The following is a 17,589-nucleotide window of genomic DNA, read 5'->3' as shown; positions in this document are numbered from 1 at the left end:
AAGTACACAGCAGCAATATAAGGCATTAGCTAATCGATAAACAAGCTATTGCCTAACCAATCTTTGAATAGGCTTAATTAGGCAATGCTTACCGGATTAGAATTAGGTGCTGCCATCGAGGCTGCGCGGATCGCTAAAGGCGTATCGAAAAAGAAACTTGCAGACGACTTCCTTGTGAAGCCTCCGTCGGTGCAGGGCTGGGTGAAGACCGGGCGCATAGACAAGTCAAAGCTGATGGATGTGATTGCTTATTTCTCGGATACCGTCAGCCCCGAGCATTGGGGTCTGCGCCCCGGCTTCTCGTATGAAAACCTGCCTGACGATTCATCAAGCGGCGAATCAATCGAGAGCAATGAAGGTGCGTTGAGCAACCTTTTGGGCCAGCTCAAAGATGCAAAAAAGAAGGCATCTCCTAAATCACAGGCCGTGATCAGCCGAATGATTGGTCTGGCCGAGCGCGCTGAGCTGGACGATCGCGCATGGACGCTCATCAACGACTTGCTCACGGAGCTTGCCAGGAAGTGAAAGGAATCCAATTCGCGACCCTTCAGCGGGGCAGCAAGCTGTATTTGGAAGAGGGCAAGGACAATCTTGCGTTGCTGGTAGGAGATATTCGGCCTGACAAGGTCGTGGTCAGTCTGCGGGCGTTCGTAAAGGTTTGTCACAATCGGGCACAGCTACAGGCCGAATTGGTCTGCTCTGTGATTGGCACTGCTCTGGGAGTAAAAATCCCCACCCCTTACCTTGTTCTCATCACCCCAGAAGCAAAGCCGCCGATCGCCGTAGACACGCCGATGCTCGGTTTCGGTACTGCCGCCGTAGCTGGACACTCTTTTGCTCGACTTGGTAATTTTGTGCAGCTTCACACTGCGCTCAAGAATATTGATCTGGTGGCCGCATTCGATCAGCTCATTGCGAATGGCGATCGCCATCTTGGTCAGATGCTCTATGATGGAAATGAACATTGGGCGATTGATCATGCTCAAAGCTTTGGAGGATCGACTTGGGCTGACTTTGGCCTGCCGTCACCAGAGATCGACATTATCAACTGGCTGCTTGAGCGGTCAGATTATGGCGTTACCCTTGGCTTAGATGATGTGGCCAGGTACGCGCTTCGGAAGCGGGCGAACAAAAGCTTCACCCCTCTCATTGGTAAAGTCGAAGGTCTTTTCATCGAGGCTGGGCTACAACGTATGATCAGCGAAGAGGCGCTACGCGACCTCTACACTTGGATCGAGTCCAGAATCTCCCACGCGGTTGAGCAGATATGTCAGAAGATTGGCTTGCCCGATATGGGCTACGCAGCGACATCGTTGAGCAGTTCCCAAGGCTCCCAGAATTGACCGCATTCTGGGCACCTATCCGTGTCGAGCCCATCGCCATGTCAGGCGAGTTACTCACGGTGGCAATCGCGATTATCGGCGAGCCTGGCACTAGGCCGCATATCGTGTCCGCCCTATCAGAAGACGTTATGACGACTGTTTTCGGAACTCATGGTCTCAGCCTCATGGGTGTTGCTCGCACTGCTTCGGCAAGCCTCTTCACGCATCTTTCCGGAACAAACGATTTTAAGTCATGGGTGCCTCCAATGAGCGGCATCTCGCTGGGCAGTATTGAGGAGGGTCAGGGCGAGTCGTTTGAGGATATTGCCAGGCAGGCACTTAGAGCTTGCGCCAGCCTAAGTGCTATGACTGAAGCCTTTAGGCAGCAAGAGAAGAAGAGCGAACAGAATAGGCTTGTCACTAGTATGAAGAAGGCCATGCAGGCTCTCGACCCCGATCTTGCGGACCGCTTCCATGTGCAGGTTCCGGTCACAATTCGAAATTCCAAGATGTCGATATATTGCGACTACTACTCGTCAAAATTAGCGATCAACATGTGCAATATGGGTCCTGGCCGTAATCTCCATCAGCAATTCGAAGCGTTCTACTCCCGGCTGTGCAGGCTGGACCAGCTTCGAGGGAATGAGGCGTTGATTGAACACAACCAGGATCCACACATTTTACTGGCCGTGCCAGACGAGGCTGCAATCGAGGCCTCTGCCGACAAAAGCAACATTCACCATCTGCACGATAGAATCCTTATGGTTCAGGATTTGACTGAAAAGCGTAATTTCAGTCTTTCAACGGTTCCTTCTGCCGAGCAGGGTGCTCGCCTCATCATCAGGCTTGAGCGCGCCGCATAAGGCACCCCCCCCCTACAAAATTAGCCCGCCATCGCAGCGGGCTTTTTTTCGTCTATCAGAAAATAATTAGGCATTACCTATTTACAGATATTAGGCATTGGCTTACATTCGCCCCATCGCTACCGAGCACCTAACAAGGGACCAGTCGCGAAGGGCCTCAAAAGACCCGCCGCTCTTTAACAACCTGATGGACGCCGAGCTGGCCGATGCATAGCCAGCGGACGTACCGCGCAACGGTATGCAGCGATTCGACCTTATGTCGGCGCTGGGCACAGGAGACCTCATTCGGAGGGCGTAGCTGGAGAGGCTGCGTGGTGGTGAGTAGGTGTATGGCTAATGGCGGCATGACCCCAAGCACACCGAAAGACATCAACGGGAACGCGACCGTTGGCCTGTGCAAGGAATAGAGATTACCTGCCCGTTATCAGCGGGCAGGATGCTCTCCAGGTGGCCCTACCTCAGGGCCACGCGGAAAGCAGGAGAACGAAGTGAACGAAGCCCAAGCAAAACAGATTCAAGAACTAGTGCAGGAGATCGCTGAAAGAAACGGCATCAGCTTCGATGCCGCCTTCAAGGCTGCGATGGGCGCTGTCCAGTATCACGCCATTGATGTTGTGCCTTGGGGGAAGGAAGCCTCTTTCGGATCAGGTAGCTCTTCTCACGCCGTGAATAGGTGAGCAGACCATTCCTGAGCCAGGCACAGGAAAACAGAGGGTCCCCCATAGGACGAAAGTGGAGTGGCAACCGCCACGACCTTGTCCCGCAGAGCCGGGGCTTCCAAATTGCTAGCCCCGAAATATGTTCCGGGCGGCAAAGCATAGGTTTTCCCATCGTCAAACACGGTCGTCCTTTGCAAACCAAGTGCTTCCATCTTTTTGTGGAGCGCCGTGTATTCCTCGCCGTCTGCTTTAAACAGTTCAACTCGAACCAAATATTGCGCCATAACAATATCCTTAATCTCGACTGTGGATCCAAGATCTTAAGGTTTTCCCTCGACTGTGGAAAGCGAGGAAACAGGGAGCCTGACCCTGCAAAAACAGGCGTTTTTACTGAACAACCAGCGCCGCGTCAGCCTGACGTTAACTGCCCGAGCACCTGGTACTCCATCTTCCCAGGCTGCATCGGAGCGTGATCTGAATCCTGCCGCCAAGCAGCAAGCTTCCATGCAGCGAAGCCCGAGCAATGAACAGGGCTGATGCAGAGATTGGCACCTGCCAGATCACACTCCAATGCAGTACAACACCCCGACAAGGAACCCACCATGAATGCTCAACTAATCACCTTGACCCACGGCGACACCATGATCTCCAGCCCAGACTCAGGGCTGATCCTGCAAGTGCTGACTGGCCTTGTGGGTGTTGCTCCGGCGAACATGCCAGCCGCCGACTTCACCCCGGCGCTCGGCGAGTACTGGCCCGGCCAGGGTGGCATCTACGGCGGCAAGATGCAGGCCCGCGACGGCCAACCTGAGTACCACCTGATCTTCGCTGCTAAAGATATCGGCGAGCATGCTTGTGGCGGCCGCGGCACAGAGTCGGGCGCCACTAGTAAGTGGGACGGCATGAGGAACACTGAACAGCTTCTGTCCGAGGGTGATCGCCCGGCGGCTATCGCAGCAGCCAAATACTCCGCTGATGGTCACCACGATTTCTATCTGCCGGCCGCCGCCGAACTGTACGAGGCGTGGCTGAATATTCCTGAGCTATTCGGCGACAGGGCGCACTGGTCGAGTTCGCAGCGCTCCGCCGACTTCGCATTCACCATGCTCTTCGATGTTGGCTATCAGTACTACTACGCCAAGTACGACGAGCTCCGCGTCCGCCCCGTCCGCAGATTCATTCGTTAATTCATTAATTGCTCTTCTTTGCAGGCGAATCGCGGGGCGGCGCAAGGTCGCGCGGCCAGACCTGATACTTCCGAGGATGTGCTCGGCGCCTGAAAGACTTCACCCAACTCAACTCGGAGGATACGGCCATGGAATAAACACCTTACCCGAACTGTTCCTTATGAACACGGTGGGCGAATCACATCGGGATAAGCCTCGGTTCGCCGGGGCTTTTTATTGTCGAAACCAGTCGCATGCCCTTCCCCGCGCCCAACGGTAGATATCGGGATGACAAGGGCAGCCGAGTGTTTTCAGCAACCAAACAGTTGGAGGCAATCATGAAAACCAGCACCCCGCGCAACCGTGAAGCCGACGCGCTTCTCCTGCGTACATGCTTTTCGAATGCAGAGCTTTACGGCCTGGCGTGCGTGTTCGTGCCAGCGGTTAAACCTCGGAGGGTTCGGCCATGCAATACGAAGTGACCATCGAGGATTACGTCCTCCAGTGCAACGTCATCCATTGCGTATCGGTGAAAGGCGATCCGACCTCCTGGGCGAGCCCGGACGATTTCTACGGCTACAACGAAATGGAGTTCGAGATTGTCTCGGGCTTCACCTACGACGAAAGCGACCAGCCAGTTGATATTGGCAAGAACGGCTGCGCGGCCATCGCCGAGCGGCTCGCTGAAGAGATCGAGGAGTTGCTGTGGGAGTGCGTGGCGGCGGCGCGGGATGACGACTACAAGGATCGCGATTACGGCGACTGGGAGGCGGCATGAATCAGCAGCAGCGCGACCACCAAACCGCCGCAACCTGGATCGAGGGCGAGATCGACAACATGATCCGCGACCTCGGCAAGTCCAACGCCAGTTCGGCGGCCACCTCGGTCATCACCCTGGCCTTCCTGCTCCGCGCAATCAGCGAAGACGAACAGCGGCACTATCTGGCGCGCATCGATCAGATCTACACCTCCTACAACGCCTCGATCAAACAGGGAGTTGCAGCATGACCATCATCGCCAGAAACGCCAAAGCAATGACCGAAGCCCTGCAACGACAGGGCTTTTTTCTGGTCGCCGATCTCCCTAAGCGCATCAACATTCAAACCCGGCGCGGTATGCTGGTTGCGAGGGTCTCATGAAGCGCCTCGGCACCAGGGTCTACACCTTCGTTCCCGGCCCGTACGTAGGAGATGAGCCATGAGGACTTTCTACTGGATTCTCGCCTGCGGCCTGACGATTCTGCTCATGCAATACAGCCTGTTCAAAGAGAACGGCGCACCTCGGCAGATCAGCCTTCCTGTGGCGGTGGTGAGATGAAGCCGTTTAACGAATGGGTGATGCAGCCGGTCACGCCGCTGAGCCAGCGTCCCGCACTTCCAGAAGGGTTGTGGGAAGACAAGCGCGGCAACCTGCTCGCTCAATGCGTCAGATGCGAGCGGCCATACCACTATGACGGCGATTTGGCCGATGGCTTTGACCCTGCCATGTCGTACTGCGGAATGTCAGAAAGGTGCCTGCCATGACCAGCCACCAGCGCACACGCCGAATTCTGATGTGGCGCGGCTCATTCCCTGCGATCGCCCTCTTCAACTTCCTGATGCTGCTCGGCGCTCTCGCTGATCGCGTCACTCAATAACCCACACCTTTCAAGGCTGCGCGAGTCGCGGCGAGGGATTTGTCATGTCCGAATTAACCGTAAAGCAAAGCTTCAGTCTCTCCCCTCAGTCGCTCGGCGAGGCCATGCAGTTCGCTGAGATCCTGGCCAAGTCGACCATTGTGCCGAAAGAGTTCCTTGGTAACCCGGGCAACATTCTGGTCGCCATCCAGTGGGGCCTAGAGCTGGGCCTGCAACCGCTCCAAGCCATGCAGAACATCGCAGTTATCAATGGCCGGCCAGCGCTGTGGGGTGACGCAGTGATCGCCCTGGTGCGCGGCTCGCCTCTTTGCGAGTACGTCTATGAGAGCGACGACGGTGAGACAGCCACCTGCCGGGTGAAACGCCGCGGCGAGAACGAGCAGGTAGTCACGTTCAGCATGGTCGATGCGAAGACGGCCGGACTGATCGGCAAGCAAGGGCCCTGGACGCAGTACCCGAAACGTATGCGCCAGATGCGCGCCCGAGCTTTTGCCTTGCGCGACGTTTTTCCAGACGTGCTGCGCGGGATGCCAGTTGCCGAAGAACTGATGGATGCTCCGAAAGAGCGCGAGGCCGGGCAGCCCCTCGCCAGCGTAGCCAAGATCGCAGCGCCTGCTGAGCTTGAGGCGTATCCGAATGAAAAGCTGGCAGAGAACCTGCCGAAATGGCGCAAGGCGATTGAGGACGGCAAGTCATCGCCTGAGCACCTGATCGCCACTGTCAGCAGCAAGTACACGCTGACCACCGAACAAATTGACGCAATCAACCAGTTAAAACCACTCGAAGGAGAAGCAGCATGATCATCCATACCGTGGCTCAAGGCTCCGCCGAGTGGCACGCACTGCGCGCTCAGCACTTCACCGCTTCCGAAGCTCCGGCAATGAAGGGGGCATCGAAGTACCAGACCCGCACCGAACTGCTAACTCTGAAGAAGACCGGCATCGCGCCGGACGTGACGCAGTCGCAGCAGTACATCTTCGACAAGGGCCACGCCACTGAGGCGGCCGCCCGCCCTCTGGTTGAAGTGATGATCGGCGAAGAGCTGTATCCGGTCGTTGGAACGCTGGGCAACCTGCTTGCTTCGATGGATGGCGCGACGATGCTCGGCGAGACATTGTTCGAGCATAAGCTCTGGAACGAATCGTTGGTCGCTCAGGTGAAGGCCGAAGACCTCGCCCCGCATTACTACTGGCAGCTTGAGCAGCAGCTGCTGGTGAGCGGCGCCGAGCGCGTGATCTTTGTTTGCTCCGACGGCACCGCCGAGAACTTCGTCAGCATGGAATACCGCCCAGTCGCCGGCCGCGCCGCACAGCTGGTCGAAGGTTGGAAACAGTTCGAGGTCGATCTGGCAAACTTCGAGATGGCAGACGCCCCTTCGATTGTCGTCGGCAAGGCGCCTGACGAGCTGCCCGCGCTGCGCATCGAGCTGACCGGCATGGTTACCGCCAGCAACCTCAAGGTGTTCGAGCAATCGGCGCTGGCGGTCATCGACTCGGTGAAAACCACGCTGGCCACCGACCAGGACTTCGCCGACGCGAAAAAGGCCGTGAAGTGGTGCGGCGATGTCGAGGACGCCGTCGAAGCCGCGAAGAAGCAGGCCTTGTCGCAAACCCAGACCATCGACGAACTGTTTTCGTCACTGGATCGCATCAGCAGGCACGCCCGCGAAACTCGCCTGAAGGTCGACAAGCTGGTGAAGGCGCAAGAACTGCTGGTGAAAACCAACATCAAGCAGAATGCTGAACAGGCCTTGGCCGACCACGTCGCAGCCATCAACAGGACGCTGGGCAAGGTAACTCTACCGAACGTGGTCGCTGACTTCGCCGGCGCCATGAAGAACAAGCGCACCATCGCCAGCTTGCAGGATGCGGTCGATACCGAGCTGGCTCGAGCGAAGATCGAGGCCAGCCAATCGGCCGACGCGATCCGCCTGAACCTCGAAAGCCTGCGCACCCTTGCCATCGACCACGCTTTCCTGTTTGTCGACGCTCAGCAGCTGGTGATGAAGGCCAACGATGATCTGGTCGCCTTGATCAAGGTTCGGATTACCGAGCATCAGAAGACTGAGGAAGAGAAAGCCGAAGCTCAGCGCGAGAAGATTCGCAAGGAAGAACTGCAACGCATCGCCAACGAGCAGGAGGCCACACGGCTGGCAGCAATCAAGCCTGAGCCTGTCATCGAGAAAGCTCCCGAGCCTGTACGCGAAGCGGCACCTGCCAGGACCGCCGCGCCAACAGCAAGCGCTGCAAAGCCGGCTCCCACCCAGGCGGCAAGCCCGGTCAGCTATCGGGCCGAAGTGTTTGACCTTGAAGCTCTGGTGCATGCGGTCGCTGGCGGAATGGCTCCGCTATCGGTGCTCACCGTCAATTGGGAAGCGCTGGATAGGATGGTCGCCGACCAAGGATCAACCTTCAGCATGGCCGGGGTGACCCTGGCAAAGGCGGCAGCATGATCGTCAGTCATGAGCTGAGCATGATCCAAATGAACGAGCCGCTACGCGCACAGCTGGCGGCGAACATCGAAGCCTTCTTGAGCATAGGAGGGACTATTCAGGAGCTACCCGGCTTCGGGATAGTCCACCGGCCGCCGAACTACAACCGGTCGATGCAGCATCCACCAGACTTCCAGTCGACAGAGATCAGGAACGAAACCCGAGAGCAGGTTCAGCGCATCAAGGAATACGGCAAGACCATGACCCGCGACCAGGTATGCGAGAAGGAAGGCATATCGCGCCGAGTCCTTCTGGGGATCGCTAAGCGGCACTCCATCAAGTTCGTCTCAGCCATGGGCAATGGCGGAAAGGCGACGAAGGCCAAGAACTCTCCGCCCGAGCGCGAACTGATGCTGGTCGCCAAGATCCGTGACTGCCTCAGCCAAAACATGAGCCGCAAGCGCTGCTACGAGACGATTCACATCAGCAGCACACTGTTCCATCGGCTGATCAAGGATTACAAGATCAACTATCCAACGCTTCAGTCCGCGTTCAGATGAGATCTCGAATAAAGCTCGTTCAGCAACGTAAACGTCAAGCCTGGCTGGATCTGCCGGCCAACGAATTACAGGAGGCAGGCCATGGCTACCGAAGGGAAAGCGCGCTCAGCGAAGACCGCGGCGAGGCGGAAGGATCGCGGCGAGGAAGAGTTACGACTCTGGGTTCTACCAGGGACTAAGCAGGCCCTCATTGAGCTGATGCAGTGGAATGACATCGAGGAACAGGGTGAAGCTCTTACGCTGATGATTCATCACCTGCATGCGCTTGGCCCGGGCCAGTCAGCCCCATTGCTTGCCCCGCCGCGACACGTTTTCACCATATCCGAAAACGTGTCGCGCAAACTCGAGTTGGCCTACCGCAAAGAATCGCTGCGAATCTGCAGCGAATAACCCAAATCCCAAAGCTGCGCATCCGGTCACGGAGGGCGGCGCCTGACTGGAAAAAACGAGGAATCACGATGAAGCCTGAAATGATCACCCTTAAGCATGGCGACTCAACAATCAAAATGCCCGCATCGCACCTGGCCAAGCTGGCAATGGCCAGTGTCTTCGCCCAGGTGCTACCTGCGGCCAATGTTCCAGTTTTGCCGGTTACTGGTATCCCTGCGCTGGGCAGCTACTGGCCTAGGCAAGGTGGTGTCAATGCAGGGTTGGTTCGGGGCCAAGACGGAACCCGTGACTATTACCTGATCGTGCCGACCGGTGATGACCTGGGCGAACTGAAATTCGGCGCATACGGCGATGATGTCGAGGGCGCCGCCAGCGCGTGGGATGGCCTGGCCAATACCCATGCATTGATCGCTTCCAGCAAAGGCTGTCCGGCCGCAGAGGCTGCCGTAGCATTTACCTGTGACGGGCATAACGACTTCTATCTGCCCGCACGGCGCGAACTGCAAATTGCCGAAGCGAACGTCTCCGAGGTGTTCGCTAAGGGTTGGCACTGGTCTTCAACGCAGCGCTCCGCCACCACCGCATTCACCATGCTCTTCGATGGTGGCAGTCAGGTCACCATCGTCAAGTACGACGAGCTCCGCGTCCGCCCCGTCCGCAGATTGTTCATTTGATCATTCATTAATTCGTTCTTGATCGGCATCGGGGCGCAGCAGCGCCTTTTTTGTTGCCATAAAAAAGAGGAAGCACCATGTCCGCAGCAGCTAAAGCAGTACCAGCGTTCACCCTCCCGGAAATCGGCCAGGCCTTCGGCGGCGGATTCTTCGGCGGCATCACCGTCGAAGATGGCAAGCGTTACCTGAATATCACCGCCGGTGCCGAGCATGAGCTGGAGGGCACTTGGGGTGAGTACGGCGTGAAGATCGAAGGCGCCGACAGCTTCACCGATAGCCGCAGCAACACCGAGGCGATGGCCGCTGCTGGCAGCGAGCTGGCACAGAAGACTCTGGCCTTGGTGATCGGCGGGTTCAACGACTGGGCGATCCCGGCGCGCGACGTGCAGGAGCTGCAGTATCGCCACTTCAAACCGACCACCGAAGAGAACTGGGCGAACAGCCGCAACGGCGACAACCCGAACAGCCTGCCGGTGGGCACCCTGTACAGCGAAGAGTCGCCGAGTCAGACGCCGCTCACCGCCTTCCAAGAGGATGGAGCCGAAGCCTTCAAGGACACCTGGTACTGGTCGAGTTCGCAGCGCTCCGCCTACTTCGCATTCTACATGGGCTTCGATGCTGGCAATCAGAACTTCAGCGGCAAGGACCTCGAGCTCCGCGTCCGCCCCGTCCGCAGAGAATTATTGATTGATTAATTCGCTCATTTAATCCGGCCGCTTGCGGCCGGTTGCTCTTCACGGAGATGCACTGCAATGGGAATGCACACGGATTTATCGATTCACAAGGTCGCGTTTGACCTTCTGAGTCTCGCAACCGATATCACCCGAAACATCCCGCGAGACTTCAAAGCCGGGCTTGGCGCGAAGATTCGGGATGAATGCATCGAAGTCATGGTGCTGATCGCTCGGGCAAACGCTGCACGCGACAAGCAACTTCACTTGGGCTCACTGGTCGAGCGCGTTCAGGTGATTGAGTTCCTGCTCAGGCTGTTCAAGGAAAAGCGCTTCATCAGCATCCCGCAGCACGCCAGCGCTATTGCCCTCACCGCCTCAATCGGCAAGCAGGCCAATGGCTGGAAAAGATCCACGAAAACCCCAACCGCGCCCGCTACCTGAGAGTCAAGGCTCCCACGTCTGTGCGATTTGAATCTGGTCGTGCCGCTGACCTTCGGGTCACCGCCATGCGCATCAGAGATACCGCCGGTCTAAAGCGTCCGTGTAGGTCTCGCGCAGTTTCCTTGCTGATCGGCTCTGCCTTCGGTTTGGCGACGTAGATAGCACGATAGGTCGCAGCGCTCCGCCAACAACGCATTCAACATGAACTTCGATGATGGCAATCAGAACAACAACGACAAGAACAACGAGCTCCGCGTCCGCCCCGTCCGCAAATTCGAACGTTGGTCCCTACCCGTTCTGCGATCTTGTCCAAGCCTACTACGACTGCCGGCGCTCAAAGCGAAACAGCCAAAGCGCACTGGCGTTCGAAATGGACCTGGAGCAGAACCTGATCCAGCTTCACGACGACCTGATCGCCGGCACTTACCGGCCAGGCCGCTCGATATGCTTCGTGGTCACCCGACCGAAAGCCAGGGAAGTCTGGGCAGCGGCCTTTCGAGACCGCGTCGTCCACCACCTGATGTACAACCATGTGGCACCGCGCTTCTACGCCAGCTTCATAGCGGACAGTTGTGCCTGCATTCCCGGGCGCGGCACCTTGTACGCCGCCACCCGGCTTGAGTCGAAGATTCGCAGCGCCAGCCAGAACTGGTCGAAGCCGATCTTCTATCTGAAGTGCGACCTGGCCAACTTCTTCGTCGCGATCGACAAAGAGGTTCTGCGCAAGCAGCTGGCCGCGAAAATCACCGAACCATGGTGGCTGGCACTCGCGGAGCAGATCCTGATGCACGATCCTCGCGAAGACTACGAGGTGCGCAGCCCGGCCCATCTGTTCAACCGGGTACCGCAGCATAAGCGCCTCACTGCGCAACCTGCACACCTTGGCCTGCCAATCGGCAACCTGTCGTCGCAGTTCTTCGCCAACGTGTATCTGGATGCGCTGGACCAGTTCGCCAAGCACCGGCTGGGCGCCAAGCATTACGTGCGCTACGTCGATGACTTCGTGTTCCTGCATGAGTCACCGCAACAGCTCAACGCCTGGCTGGCCGAGGTCGAAGCATTCCTGCCTAGCCTCGGCGCCAAGCTGAATCCGACGAAGACCATCCTCCAGCCTATCGATCGCGGCGTCAACTTCGTTGGCCACGTTATCAAGCCGTGGCGGCGCTCCACCCGCAAGCGATCAGTTGCCCAGGCGCTGAAGCGCACTGCTGCAGCGCCGGCTGAGGATCTGCGCGAGGTGGCCAACTCTTACTTTGGGCTGTTGAGCCAGGCCAGTCATAGCGAGAAAGACCGGGAGAAGCTGGCCAGAGTCGTGCTGAAGCGCGGCAACAGCGTCAATGCTGCGCTGACCAAGACATACCAGAAGAAATAACCGGAGCAGTTAAGAGTCAACGCCAAGTATTTGGTCGATCTCCCGCTCTGCAATCTTTTTTCCCTTCTCTACAGCAGCATCAAAACTTTCGTATTTTGTCTTTTCATGCGACGACAAAACCGGTGTTTCTGGGTGATCCACTTCGACACGCAACCCTTTCGGAATCGGGTCGTCGGCATGCCCCCATATGAAGTCGATCTTTGATTTAACGCCGCGATACTCATGATCTACAGGCCAAGGTCTGTCCACTAAAACCATCTCGCTCTCCTCAATCCGGCTCCATGCCGGGCCATCAAGCAATAGCCCACAAACTCAAATCACGCCAGCCGGCGAGGAGCTGAAACGAACCTCATCCGACAAGATGTCTTTGCAAAATTCCTGACTGATTGAAAATTAAATTTGTATTATCCCTGGCTCTGATAGAGCACTGATCAAGCAAATCGTAAAGATCCCCCATATCAGGCGCATCCGAGCCCAAATAAACAGTAATAAACTTAGTCGCTACTGCTCCCACGCTTTTTTCTATATCTCGATGTGTTATTTGAAACTCCAACTCCGCAGCATCAAAAATTAGTAAAACCTCCTGCCACGCCTTGTCGACCTTGGAACACTGCTCAAACCATGCCTTCTGCGATTCTTGAAAAACCTCTGGAAAATCCACAGTACGTGACTCCCAGCCGACTCTGTGCGCACGAGCGACCATTGAGAACAGCTTATTGAGATAAGCGTTTGCGGCTCGCCCACCATCTAATGAGTCTTGAAATTTTTTTATAGCCTTCCATTTTTCTGAGTGCCTGAATTGCGTTTGCCAACTGGTAAGAGCAACAACTGCAACAACTCCTGTAATCGCAGTTCCAGCAAAACTAAGTAACTCCATTGCATCTCTGATGCTTTTACCTGTGGTTGACTCAGCGCTGATTCCGAGACCAATAAGAACGCCTAGGACCACCAGCAAGAAGCATCCTCCGAGAACAATACGGTCCATAACCCCACTCCCCTGTAGATCCCGGAACTATACCGGCGAGGATCCCCTATGTCCGCACAACAGAAGAAGCCCCAGTTCATCCATGGCCAGCCAAGCATGGCCCTGCCCTTCCAGAAAGAACTGGTGGTGGACCTGTTCGCCGGCGGTGGTGGCGCCAGCACCGGCATTGCCCGGGCGTACCGGGAGCCAGATGTAGCGGTGAATCACAATCCAATCGCGTTGGCCGTGCACCGTGCCAATCATCCAGAAACGGCGCACTACGTCGCCGACGTGTTCGAGGTCGATCCTATCCACGCCACCGGCGGCCAACCGGTGGGCATTCTCTGGGCCTCACCCGACTGCCGCCACCACAGCAAGGCCAAGGGTGGCGCGCCGCGCGATCGCGGTGTTCGTGGTCTGGCCTGGGTGGTGGTGCGCTGGGCGCACGCAACCCGGCCGCGCCTGATGTTCCTGGAGAATGTGGAAGAGTTCTGCGACTGGGGTCCGATCGACGAGGAAGGACAACCGATCAAGGCCAAGCGCGGGCGCACCTTCAAATCCTTCATTGCCGCGCTCAGCACCGGTCTGCCGGCTGACCACCCGGACATGCCGGAGATCCTGCAGTCGATCGGCGAGTTCGTTCCGGCGGAAAGCCTGGTGCGCGGGCTCGGCTACAACGTCGAATGGCGCGAGCGCATCGCGGCCAACGCCGGCACCCCGACGATCCGAAAACGCCTGTACCTAGTGGCACGCAGCGACGGCAAGCCGATCGTCTGGCCAGCACCAACGCGCCACAAATTGCCGTCGGCGAAGCAGCAACCTTGGCGCACTGCCGCGGAGTGCATCGACTGGAGCAATCTCGGTCGCACGATCTTCCGTGAAAAGCCGATGGCGGTTAACACGATGCGCCGCGTCGCCAAAGGCTGCTGGCGTCATGTGCTGACCAGTGCGAAGCCGTTCATTGTCCCGATGCGGGGCACGTCGGCAACGCATACAAGCACCCACGGTGTGGACGAAGCGCTTTCCACCATTAGCGCCGGCGGCACTCATCACGCTCTGGTGCAGCCGATAGCGGCGCCGTTCCTCACCGAGTGCGCCAATGGCTCAGCTCAACGCAACTTCGACGTGCAGGAGCCGCTTCGGACGCAGGTCGCACAGGTCAAAGGTGGCCACTTTGCCGTCGTCGCTGCACACATGACGGCTTTCGGCCAGAACGCCGTTGGCAGTTCGCCGGATGAGCCGACCCAGACGGTGCTGGCCGGTGCCGCGCGACACGGAGTCGTTGCCGCTTTCTTCGAGCAGGCGAACGGCGGGTTCTACGACGGTGATGGCCGCGCCGCCGACTCACCGCTTTCGACCATTTGCCAGTCCGGAGCCAATCAGCGATTGGTGAACGCCTACCTGGTGAAGTATTACGGCAACGAGAAGGACGGCATTTCGCTGACCGAACCGATGCACACCTTGCCGACGAAGGACCGGGTCGCTCTGGTCGAGGTGGTGAAAGTGCCGGACACGCTGACACCGGAACAGATGGAAGGCGCCCGGCGCTGCGCCGCCTTCATGCACGAACACCTGCCGGAACACTTCAAAGACCCGGCCGAAATGGTGATGGTCGGTGGCTATGTGCTGGTGGACATCACCCTGCGCATGCTGCAACCGCCTGAGCTGAAGGCAGCGCAGGGCTTCGACAAGGGCTACATCATCGACCGTGGGCTGTTTGTTGACCCGGTCACCGGTGCCCAAGAGTGGCGCGACATCAACAAAACGGACCAGGTCAGGCTGATCGGTAACAGTGTGTGCCCGGATGAGGCAGAAGCCCTCGTCGCAGCTAACGCCGCCGACATCATCGAGCTTTACCAGCGCCTCGCAGCGTAACCCTCAATCCTCCACCGCCCGGGCATGACCCGGCATAGGACGCCCAATGCCCACAATTATCTGGCGCCTTGTCGCCAAGCTGCTTGCGCGCCCGGCCATTGCCGCCTGGCTTATCGATCGCGCCAAGCGCACCCCATACCAACACATCATTTCCGCAGACGGCGCCACGATGTATATGGGCCGCTGGTGGCTGTTCAACCCCTACTCGCGAACGACGCACAAGCCCGCGCTCTGGTGGTGCCCGTGGTCGTTCCGCATCCACCACATCATGCGGCCAGACGAAGACCGGGATCTGCATGACCACCCATGGAACGCCAGGACAATAATCCTGCGCGGTTTTTACAAGGAGCAGCGGCGCCAATTCTGGGAAGCCGGCGGACACACTGACCTTGAATACTGGCGAGAGCCCGGCGACACCGCCCGCCTGATGCACGGCGAATACCACCGGATCGACGAAATCTCACCTGGTGGTGTCTTCACGCTGTTCATCACCGGTAAGTGGCGCGGTGACTGGGGATTCCTTGTCAACGGAGTGAAGGTGCCATGGCGAACCTACACCGGGACGGATAACTGAGCCTACATCAGCCCTGTCATCTGACCGACCTTTACGGCGATTTCTACGAGGTTTTTAGCGCATGTTGTGAGATGTCCGGCGCTCACAAGCCATTCGTTCAGCCGAGATTTCTCTGCAATCGCCACCTTCTCCTCGATTGGTGCGGCCTTGGCCTTGAGGATTGCCTGAACCAGCTCGTCTAATCGATCTGCTGGAGTGTTATCCGGAAGACCTACGGCCTGCATGAGCGCCGGATTGTATAGCTCGACTGCCGTATCGTTTCGTCGGAAGTGCGTATCCGTGGCGTTTATCTCGATATCGCCGGTAGCAATTAGACCCACGCCATTGTCTTCAAAGCTGCATCCATTGAGATTCATTTTCATTGTTTTGGCTCGTAGTCGCTGCGATTGTCAGCCCATCGTTGATATACGAAAGGCCATCATCACCGCAACAAATCATTCGTAACTCCCTCCCCCTTCAAGGTCAGCCGCTATAGCGGCAAAGGAACAGTCATGCCTGAAGAAAAGTTGATTGGCCCCGTCGAAGTCATGCGCGACGAGAACGGTTATTGGTATCACCCGGACATTCCGGAGTTCGACGAAGACGCCGAAGCTTGGAAAGCGTGGCTCGAAGCCCAGGGCCTGAAGGTCATCGGCTGGCACATGGATTCCGATTTGGAAGCCCACCCCTACTGGGAGGACGGCGCGGCGCACTGCCTCGGCTGGGAACCAGAAACGCCGCCGGCGTACGACTGGTTCCTGCTTGGTATTTTCGACACGGACGACGGCCCCTACGTGCAGTGGGCACGCCGCGAGGTGACACAATGAGCCAGATAAAAGAACGGCCAATCCTGTTCTCGGCCCCGATGGTACGCGCCATCCTTGAAGGTCGGAAGACGGTCACGCGGCGGCCGGTGAAGGGTGGGCAGATTCCCACCGAAGACACCTCTATTCCCGCCGGTGAGCGCCAGCGCTGGAGTGCAATCGGCCAGCGTGACCCGCGCTACGGTTTCTGCGTGTTTGGAGCGACCGAAGTGGAGTGCGCCAAGGAACTGGCCGAATTCGCGCCGTGCCCCTATGGTCGAAAGGGCGAACGACTTTGGGTGCGCGAGACTTGGCTGCCTGACCCAGACGCCGATCACGACGCCTGGTACGACCACACCGAGACCTACACGTCCTGGAGCGGTTGTGGCTCAAGGATCGACGGCGTCCCACCTGCGCTTCGCAATTCGGGGCACTGTATCTACAAGGCAGGCTGGGAAGGCAGCGACCTGGTATGGCGCCCATCCATCCACATGCCGCGCTGGGCCTGCCGCATCCTGCTGGAGATCACCGATGTCCGGGTTGAGCGGTTGCAGGACATCAGCGATGAGCAAGCCAAAGCTGAGGGAATCATTCCTCACGTAAGGGGTGGATGGCACTGGCACGCACACAACCCGCAAGACATGGACGACTGGCATCAGTTCGGGTTCAAGTCACCGGTTTGGGCCTTCCACGATCTTTGGGTGGGTATCAATAGCGCCGAAAACTGGGATGCGAACCCGTGGGTATGGGTCGTCGAATTCAAGAAGGTGACGCCATGATTCTCCCCGCCCTCGCCTACATGGCCTGGCTCATCTACACGGGGCCGCGGCGATGAACCGAATGGTCAGCGTCCGCACTGAGGCTCTGGCCGGCCCGGCGCTGGCCTGGGCAATCGAATCACTTGAAAGCGACCAGCAGTCCACGGCCGGACAGCTGCAACTGCCATTCACCCGTCAATTTGACGTCGAGCAGCTGATCGAGAAGTACAGCGTCTGGGTCGAGCCCGGCTACCACTACGCGTGGCTGGCTGATGCGAAGCGCGATCCTTTCGAGCGCCAGCCCGGAGAGACTCGCACAATCGCCGTGTTCCGGGCTGTTGTGGCTGCGAAGCTCGGCAACCCTGTCAGCGTCCCCGCCGAATTCATTTAACCAGCTGTAAACCAAAACTTTACAACTCAACCAGCCTGCCGGTGAACGGCGGGCGAG

General features: G+C 57.9%; 27 protein-coding genes. 23 read left to right on the top strand and 4 right to left on the bottom strand.

What is annotated here, in order from left to right; genetic code table 11:
- Positions 1-84: 84 nt before the first annotated feature.
- The 4 genes from AC07VR_RS23300 to AC07VR_RS23285 all read left to right on the top strand — a co-directional run bounded on the left by AC07VR_RS23300 (position 85) and on the right by AC07VR_RS23285 (position 2,862).
- Positions 85-525 (top strand): hypothetical protein, encoded by a 441-nt coding sequence (locus tag AC07VR_RS23300; RefSeq protein WP_495012689.1) that lies wholly within the window; start codon positions 85-87, stop codon positions 523-525.
- Positions 522-1,343, top strand: coding sequence for a HipA family kinase (locus tag AC07VR_RS23295; protein WP_495012688.1), 822 nt, complete (start codon positions 522-524; stop codon positions 1,341-1,343). Before AC07VR_RS23300 ends, AC07VR_RS23295 begins: the two co-directional genes overlap by 4 nt.
- Entirely contained in the window at positions 1,340-2,185 is an 846-nt protein-coding gene (locus AC07VR_RS23290) for a hypothetical protein (protein WP_495012687.1), read from the top strand. Before AC07VR_RS23295 ends, AC07VR_RS23290 begins: the two co-directional genes overlap by 4 nt.
- A gap of 488 nt (positions 2,186-2,673) precedes the next feature.
- Positions 2,674-2,862, top strand: a complete 189-nt coding sequence (locus tag AC07VR_RS23285; RefSeq protein ID WP_495012686.1) for a hypothetical protein — start codon at positions 2,674-2,676, stop codon at positions 2,860-2,862.
- Here the strand turns inward: AC07VR_RS23285 and AC07VR_RS23280 are convergent.
- Positions 2,844-3,128: a hypothetical protein gene (locus AC07VR_RS23280; RefSeq protein ID WP_495012685.1), complete on the bottom strand. Its 285-nt coding sequence runs from the start codon at positions 3,126-3,128 to the stop codon at positions 2,844-2,846. The genes AC07VR_RS23285 and AC07VR_RS23280 overlap by 19 nt on opposite strands.
- Positions 3,129-3,183: 55 nt before the next feature.
- On the opposite strand from AC07VR_RS23280, the gene AC07VR_RS23275 reads away from it, so the two are divergent.
- The 14 genes from AC07VR_RS23275 to AC07VR_RS23210 all read left to right on the top strand — a co-directional run bounded on the left by AC07VR_RS23275 (position 3,184) and on the right by AC07VR_RS23210 (position 12,188).
- Positions 3,184-3,381, top strand: a complete 198-nt coding sequence (locus AC07VR_RS23275; protein ID WP_495012684.1) for a hypothetical protein — start codon at positions 3,184-3,186, stop codon at positions 3,379-3,381.
- A gap of 65 nt (positions 3,382-3,446) precedes the next feature.
- Entirely contained in the window at positions 3,447-4,031 is a 585-nt protein-coding gene (locus tag AC07VR_RS23270; RefSeq protein WP_495012683.1) for an Lcl C-terminal domain-containing protein, read from the top strand.
- 445 nt (positions 4,032-4,476) lie between these two features.
- Positions 4,477-4,788: a hypothetical protein gene (locus tag AC07VR_RS23265; protein ID WP_495012682.1), complete on the top strand. Its 312-nt coding sequence runs from the start codon at positions 4,477-4,479 to the stop codon at positions 4,786-4,788.
- Positions 4,785-5,018 (top strand): hypothetical protein, encoded by a 234-nt coding sequence (locus tag AC07VR_RS23260; protein ID WP_495012681.1) that lies wholly within the window; start codon positions 4,785-4,787, stop codon positions 5,016-5,018. The genes AC07VR_RS23265 and AC07VR_RS23260 overlap by 4 nt, the downstream gene beginning before the upstream one ends.
- Complete coding sequence (locus AC07VR_RS23255) at positions 5,015-5,149, top strand: hypothetical protein (protein WP_495012680.1); 135 nt, start codon at positions 5,015-5,017, stop codon at positions 5,147-5,149. The genes AC07VR_RS23260 and AC07VR_RS23255 overlap by 4 nt, the downstream gene beginning before the upstream one ends.
- A 174-nt stretch (positions 5,150-5,323) precedes the next feature.
- Positions 5,324-5,533 carry a hypothetical protein gene (locus AC07VR_RS23250; protein ID WP_495012679.1) on the top strand — a complete coding sequence of 70 codons (210 nt, stop codon included), beginning with the start codon at positions 5,324-5,326 and terminating at the stop codon, positions 5,531-5,533.
- Positions 5,534-5,690: 157 nt separating this feature from the next.
- Entirely contained in the window at positions 5,691-6,446 is a 756-nt protein-coding gene (locus AC07VR_RS23245) for a recombinase family protein (protein ID WP_495012678.1), read from the top strand.
- Positions 6,443-8,098, top strand: coding sequence for a YqaJ viral recombinase family protein (locus AC07VR_RS23240; protein ID WP_495012677.1), 1,656 nt, complete (start codon positions 6,443-6,445; stop codon positions 8,096-8,098). Before AC07VR_RS23245 ends, AC07VR_RS23240 begins: the two co-directional genes overlap by 4 nt.
- The gene (locus AC07VR_RS23235; protein ID WP_495012676.1) at positions 8,095-8,637 is read left to right on the top strand and encodes a hypothetical protein; all 543 of its coding nucleotides are present in this window, start codon (positions 8,095-8,097) and stop codon (positions 8,635-8,637) included. The genes AC07VR_RS23240 and AC07VR_RS23235 overlap by 4 nt, the downstream gene beginning before the upstream one ends.
- Before the next feature lie 81 nt (positions 8,638-8,718).
- Complete coding sequence (locus AC07VR_RS23230; RefSeq protein ID WP_495012675.1) at positions 8,719-9,027, top strand: hypothetical protein; 309 nt, start codon at positions 8,719-8,721, stop codon at positions 9,025-9,027.
- Positions 9,028-9,095: 68 nt separating this feature from the next.
- Positions 9,096-9,701, top strand: a complete 606-nt coding sequence (locus tag AC07VR_RS23225) for an Lcl C-terminal domain-containing protein (RefSeq protein ID WP_495012674.1) — start codon at positions 9,096-9,098, stop codon at positions 9,699-9,701.
- A 77-nt stretch (positions 9,702-9,778) separates the two neighbouring features.
- Positions 9,779-10,396: an Lcl C-terminal domain-containing protein gene (locus AC07VR_RS23220; RefSeq protein ID WP_495012673.1), complete on the top strand. Its 618-nt coding sequence runs from the start codon at positions 9,779-9,781 to the stop codon at positions 10,394-10,396.
- 57 nt (positions 10,397-10,453) lie between these two features.
- Complete coding sequence (locus AC07VR_RS23215; RefSeq protein WP_495012672.1) at positions 10,454-10,816, top strand: four helix bundle protein; 363 nt, start codon at positions 10,454-10,456, stop codon at positions 10,814-10,816.
- Between the two features lie 211 nt (positions 10,817-11,027).
- A complete protein-coding gene (locus tag AC07VR_RS23210; protein ID WP_495012671.1) occupies positions 11,028-12,188 on the top strand; it encodes an RNA-directed DNA polymerase in 1,161 nt (386 codons plus the stop codon).
- Between the two features lie 9 nt (positions 12,189-12,197).
- Here the strand turns inward: AC07VR_RS23210 and AC07VR_RS23205 are convergent, their stop codons facing one another.
- Together AC07VR_RS23205 and AC07VR_RS23200 are read right to left on the bottom strand one after the other, a co-directional pair.
- Positions 12,198-12,446: a hypothetical protein gene (locus AC07VR_RS23205; RefSeq protein ID WP_495012670.1), complete on the bottom strand. Its 249-nt coding sequence runs from the start codon at positions 12,444-12,446 to the stop codon at positions 12,198-12,200.
- A gap of 91 nt (positions 12,447-12,537) precedes the next feature.
- Positions 12,538-13,173: a hypothetical protein gene (locus tag AC07VR_RS23200; protein ID WP_495012669.1), complete on the bottom strand. Its 636-nt coding sequence runs from the start codon at positions 13,171-13,173 to the stop codon at positions 12,538-12,540.
- A 48-nt stretch (positions 13,174-13,221) separates the two neighbouring features.
- On the opposite strand from AC07VR_RS23200, the gene AC07VR_RS23195 reads away from it, so the two are divergent.
- Together AC07VR_RS23195 and AC07VR_RS23190 are read left to right on the top strand one after the other, a co-directional pair.
- A complete protein-coding gene (locus AC07VR_RS23195) occupies positions 13,222-15,027 on the top strand; it encodes a DNA cytosine methyltransferase (RefSeq protein ID WP_495012668.1) in 1,806 nt (601 codons plus the stop codon).
- 46 nt (positions 15,028-15,073) lie between these two features.
- Positions 15,074-15,601 carry a hypothetical protein gene (locus tag AC07VR_RS23190; RefSeq protein WP_495012667.1) on the top strand — a complete coding sequence of 176 codons (528 nt, stop codon included), beginning with the start codon at positions 15,074-15,076 and terminating at the stop codon, positions 15,599-15,601.
- A gap of 2 nt (positions 15,602-15,603) precedes the next feature.
- Here the strand turns inward: AC07VR_RS23190 and AC07VR_RS23185 are convergent, their stop codons facing one another.
- The gene (locus AC07VR_RS23185) at positions 15,604-15,963 is read right to left on the bottom strand and encodes a hypothetical protein (protein WP_495012666.1); all 360 of its coding nucleotides are present in this window, start codon (positions 15,961-15,963) and stop codon (positions 15,604-15,606) included.
- A 129-nt stretch (positions 15,964-16,092) separates the two neighbouring features.
- Between AC07VR_RS23185 and AC07VR_RS23180 the strand changes: the two genes are divergently transcribed.
- The 3 genes from AC07VR_RS23180 to AC07VR_RS23170 are packed head-to-tail and all read left to right on the top strand — an operon-like array spanning position 16,093 to position 17,532.
- Positions 16,093-16,407 (top strand): hypothetical protein, encoded by a 315-nt coding sequence (locus AC07VR_RS23180; RefSeq protein WP_495012665.1) that lies wholly within the window; start codon positions 16,093-16,095, stop codon positions 16,405-16,407.
- Positions 16,404-17,162 carry a hypothetical protein gene (locus AC07VR_RS23175; RefSeq protein WP_495012664.1) on the top strand — a complete coding sequence of 253 codons (759 nt, stop codon included), beginning with the start codon at positions 16,404-16,406 and terminating at the stop codon, positions 17,160-17,162. The genes AC07VR_RS23180 and AC07VR_RS23175 overlap by 4 nt, the downstream gene beginning before the upstream one ends.
- A 52-nt stretch (positions 17,163-17,214) precedes the next feature.
- Positions 17,215-17,532, top strand: a complete 318-nt coding sequence (locus AC07VR_RS23170) for a hypothetical protein (RefSeq protein WP_495012663.1) — start codon at positions 17,215-17,217, stop codon at positions 17,530-17,532.
- Positions 17,533-17,589: the final 57 nt, after the last annotated feature.

The sequence above is a fragment of the Pseudomonas sp. GW821-FHT02H09 genome, assembly GCF_059421425.1.
The sequence above is the reverse complement of the archived record's forward strand: the minus strand, read 5'-3'. Positions and strand labels throughout refer to the sequence as shown.

Bases quoted from the DNA above. Each gene is read 5' to 3' on its own strand.
- AC07VR_RS23260 (WP_495012681.1), top strand. From the start codon at position 4,785: ATGAATCAGCAGCAGCGCGACCACCAAACCGCCGCAACCTGGATCGAG.
- AC07VR_RS23215 (WP_495012672.1), top strand. From the start codon at position 10,454: ATGGGAATGCACACGGATTTATCGATTCACAAGGTCGCGTTTGACCTT.
- AC07VR_RS23235 (WP_495012676.1), top strand. From the start codon at position 8,095: ATGATCGTCAGTCATGAGCTGAGCATGATCCAAATGAACGAGCCGCTA.
- AC07VR_RS23170 (WP_495012663.1), top strand. From the start codon at position 17,215: ATGAACCGAATGGTCAGCGTCCGCACTGAGGCTCTGGCCGGCCCGGCG.
- AC07VR_RS23245 (WP_495012678.1), top strand. From the start codon at position 5,691: ATGTCCGAATTAACCGTAAAGCAAAGCTTCAGTCTCTCCCCTCAGTCG.
- AC07VR_RS23175 (WP_495012664.1), top strand. From the start codon at position 16,404: ATGAGCCAGATAAAAGAACGGCCAATCCTGTTCTCGGCCCCGATGGTA.
- AC07VR_RS23195 (WP_495012668.1), top strand. From the start codon at position 13,222: ATGTCCGCACAACAGAAGAAGCCCCAGTTCATCCATGGCCAGCCAAGC.
- AC07VR_RS23265 (WP_495012682.1), top strand. From the start codon at position 4,477: ATGCAATACGAAGTGACCATCGAGGATTACGTCCTCCAGTGCAACGTC.
- AC07VR_RS23190 (WP_495012667.1), top strand. From the start codon at position 15,074: ATGCCCACAATTATCTGGCGCCTTGTCGCCAAGCTGCTTGCGCGCCCG.
- AC07VR_RS23240 (WP_495012677.1), top strand. From the start codon at position 6,443: ATGATCATCCATACCGTGGCTCAAGGCTCCGCCGAGTGGCACGCACTG.
- AC07VR_RS23270 (WP_495012683.1), top strand. From the start codon at position 3,447: ATGAATGCTCAACTAATCACCTTGACCCACGGCGACACCATGATCTCC.
- AC07VR_RS23180 (WP_495012665.1), top strand. From the start codon at position 16,093: ATGCCTGAAGAAAAGTTGATTGGCCCCGTCGAAGTCATGCGCGACGAG.
- AC07VR_RS23255 (WP_495012680.1), top strand. From the start codon at position 5,015: ATGACCATCATCGCCAGAAACGCCAAAGCAATGACCGAAGCCCTGCAA.
- AC07VR_RS23185 (WP_495012666.1), bottom strand. From the start codon at position 15,963: ATGAAAATGAATCTCAATGGATGCAGCTTTGAAGACAATGGCGTGGGT.
- AC07VR_RS23200 (WP_495012669.1), bottom strand. From the start codon at position 13,173: ATGGACCGTATTGTTCTCGGAGGATGCTTCTTGCTGGTGGTCCTAGGC.
- AC07VR_RS23300 (WP_495012689.1), top strand. From the start codon at position 85: ATGCTTACCGGATTAGAATTAGGTGCTGCCATCGAGGCTGCGCGGATC.
- AC07VR_RS23220 (WP_495012673.1), top strand. From the start codon at position 9,779: ATGTCCGCAGCAGCTAAAGCAGTACCAGCGTTCACCCTCCCGGAAATC.
- AC07VR_RS23205 (WP_495012670.1), bottom strand. From the start codon at position 12,446: ATGGTTTTAGTGGACAGACCTTGGCCTGTAGATCATGAGTATCGCGGC.
- AC07VR_RS23225 (WP_495012674.1), top strand. From the start codon at position 9,096: ATGAAGCCTGAAATGATCACCCTTAAGCATGGCGACTCAACAATCAAA.
- AC07VR_RS23250 (WP_495012679.1), top strand. From the start codon at position 5,324: ATGAAGCCGTTTAACGAATGGGTGATGCAGCCGGTCACGCCGCTGAGC.
- AC07VR_RS23230 (WP_495012675.1), top strand. From the start codon at position 8,719: ATGGCTACCGAAGGGAAAGCGCGCTCAGCGAAGACCGCGGCGAGGCGG.
- AC07VR_RS23210 (WP_495012671.1), top strand. From the start codon at position 11,028: ATGATGGCAATCAGAACAACAACGACAAGAACAACGAGCTCCGCGTCC.
- AC07VR_RS23280 (WP_495012685.1), bottom strand. From the start codon at position 3,128: ATGGCGCAATATTTGGTTCGAGTTGAACTGTTTAAAGCAGACGGCGAG.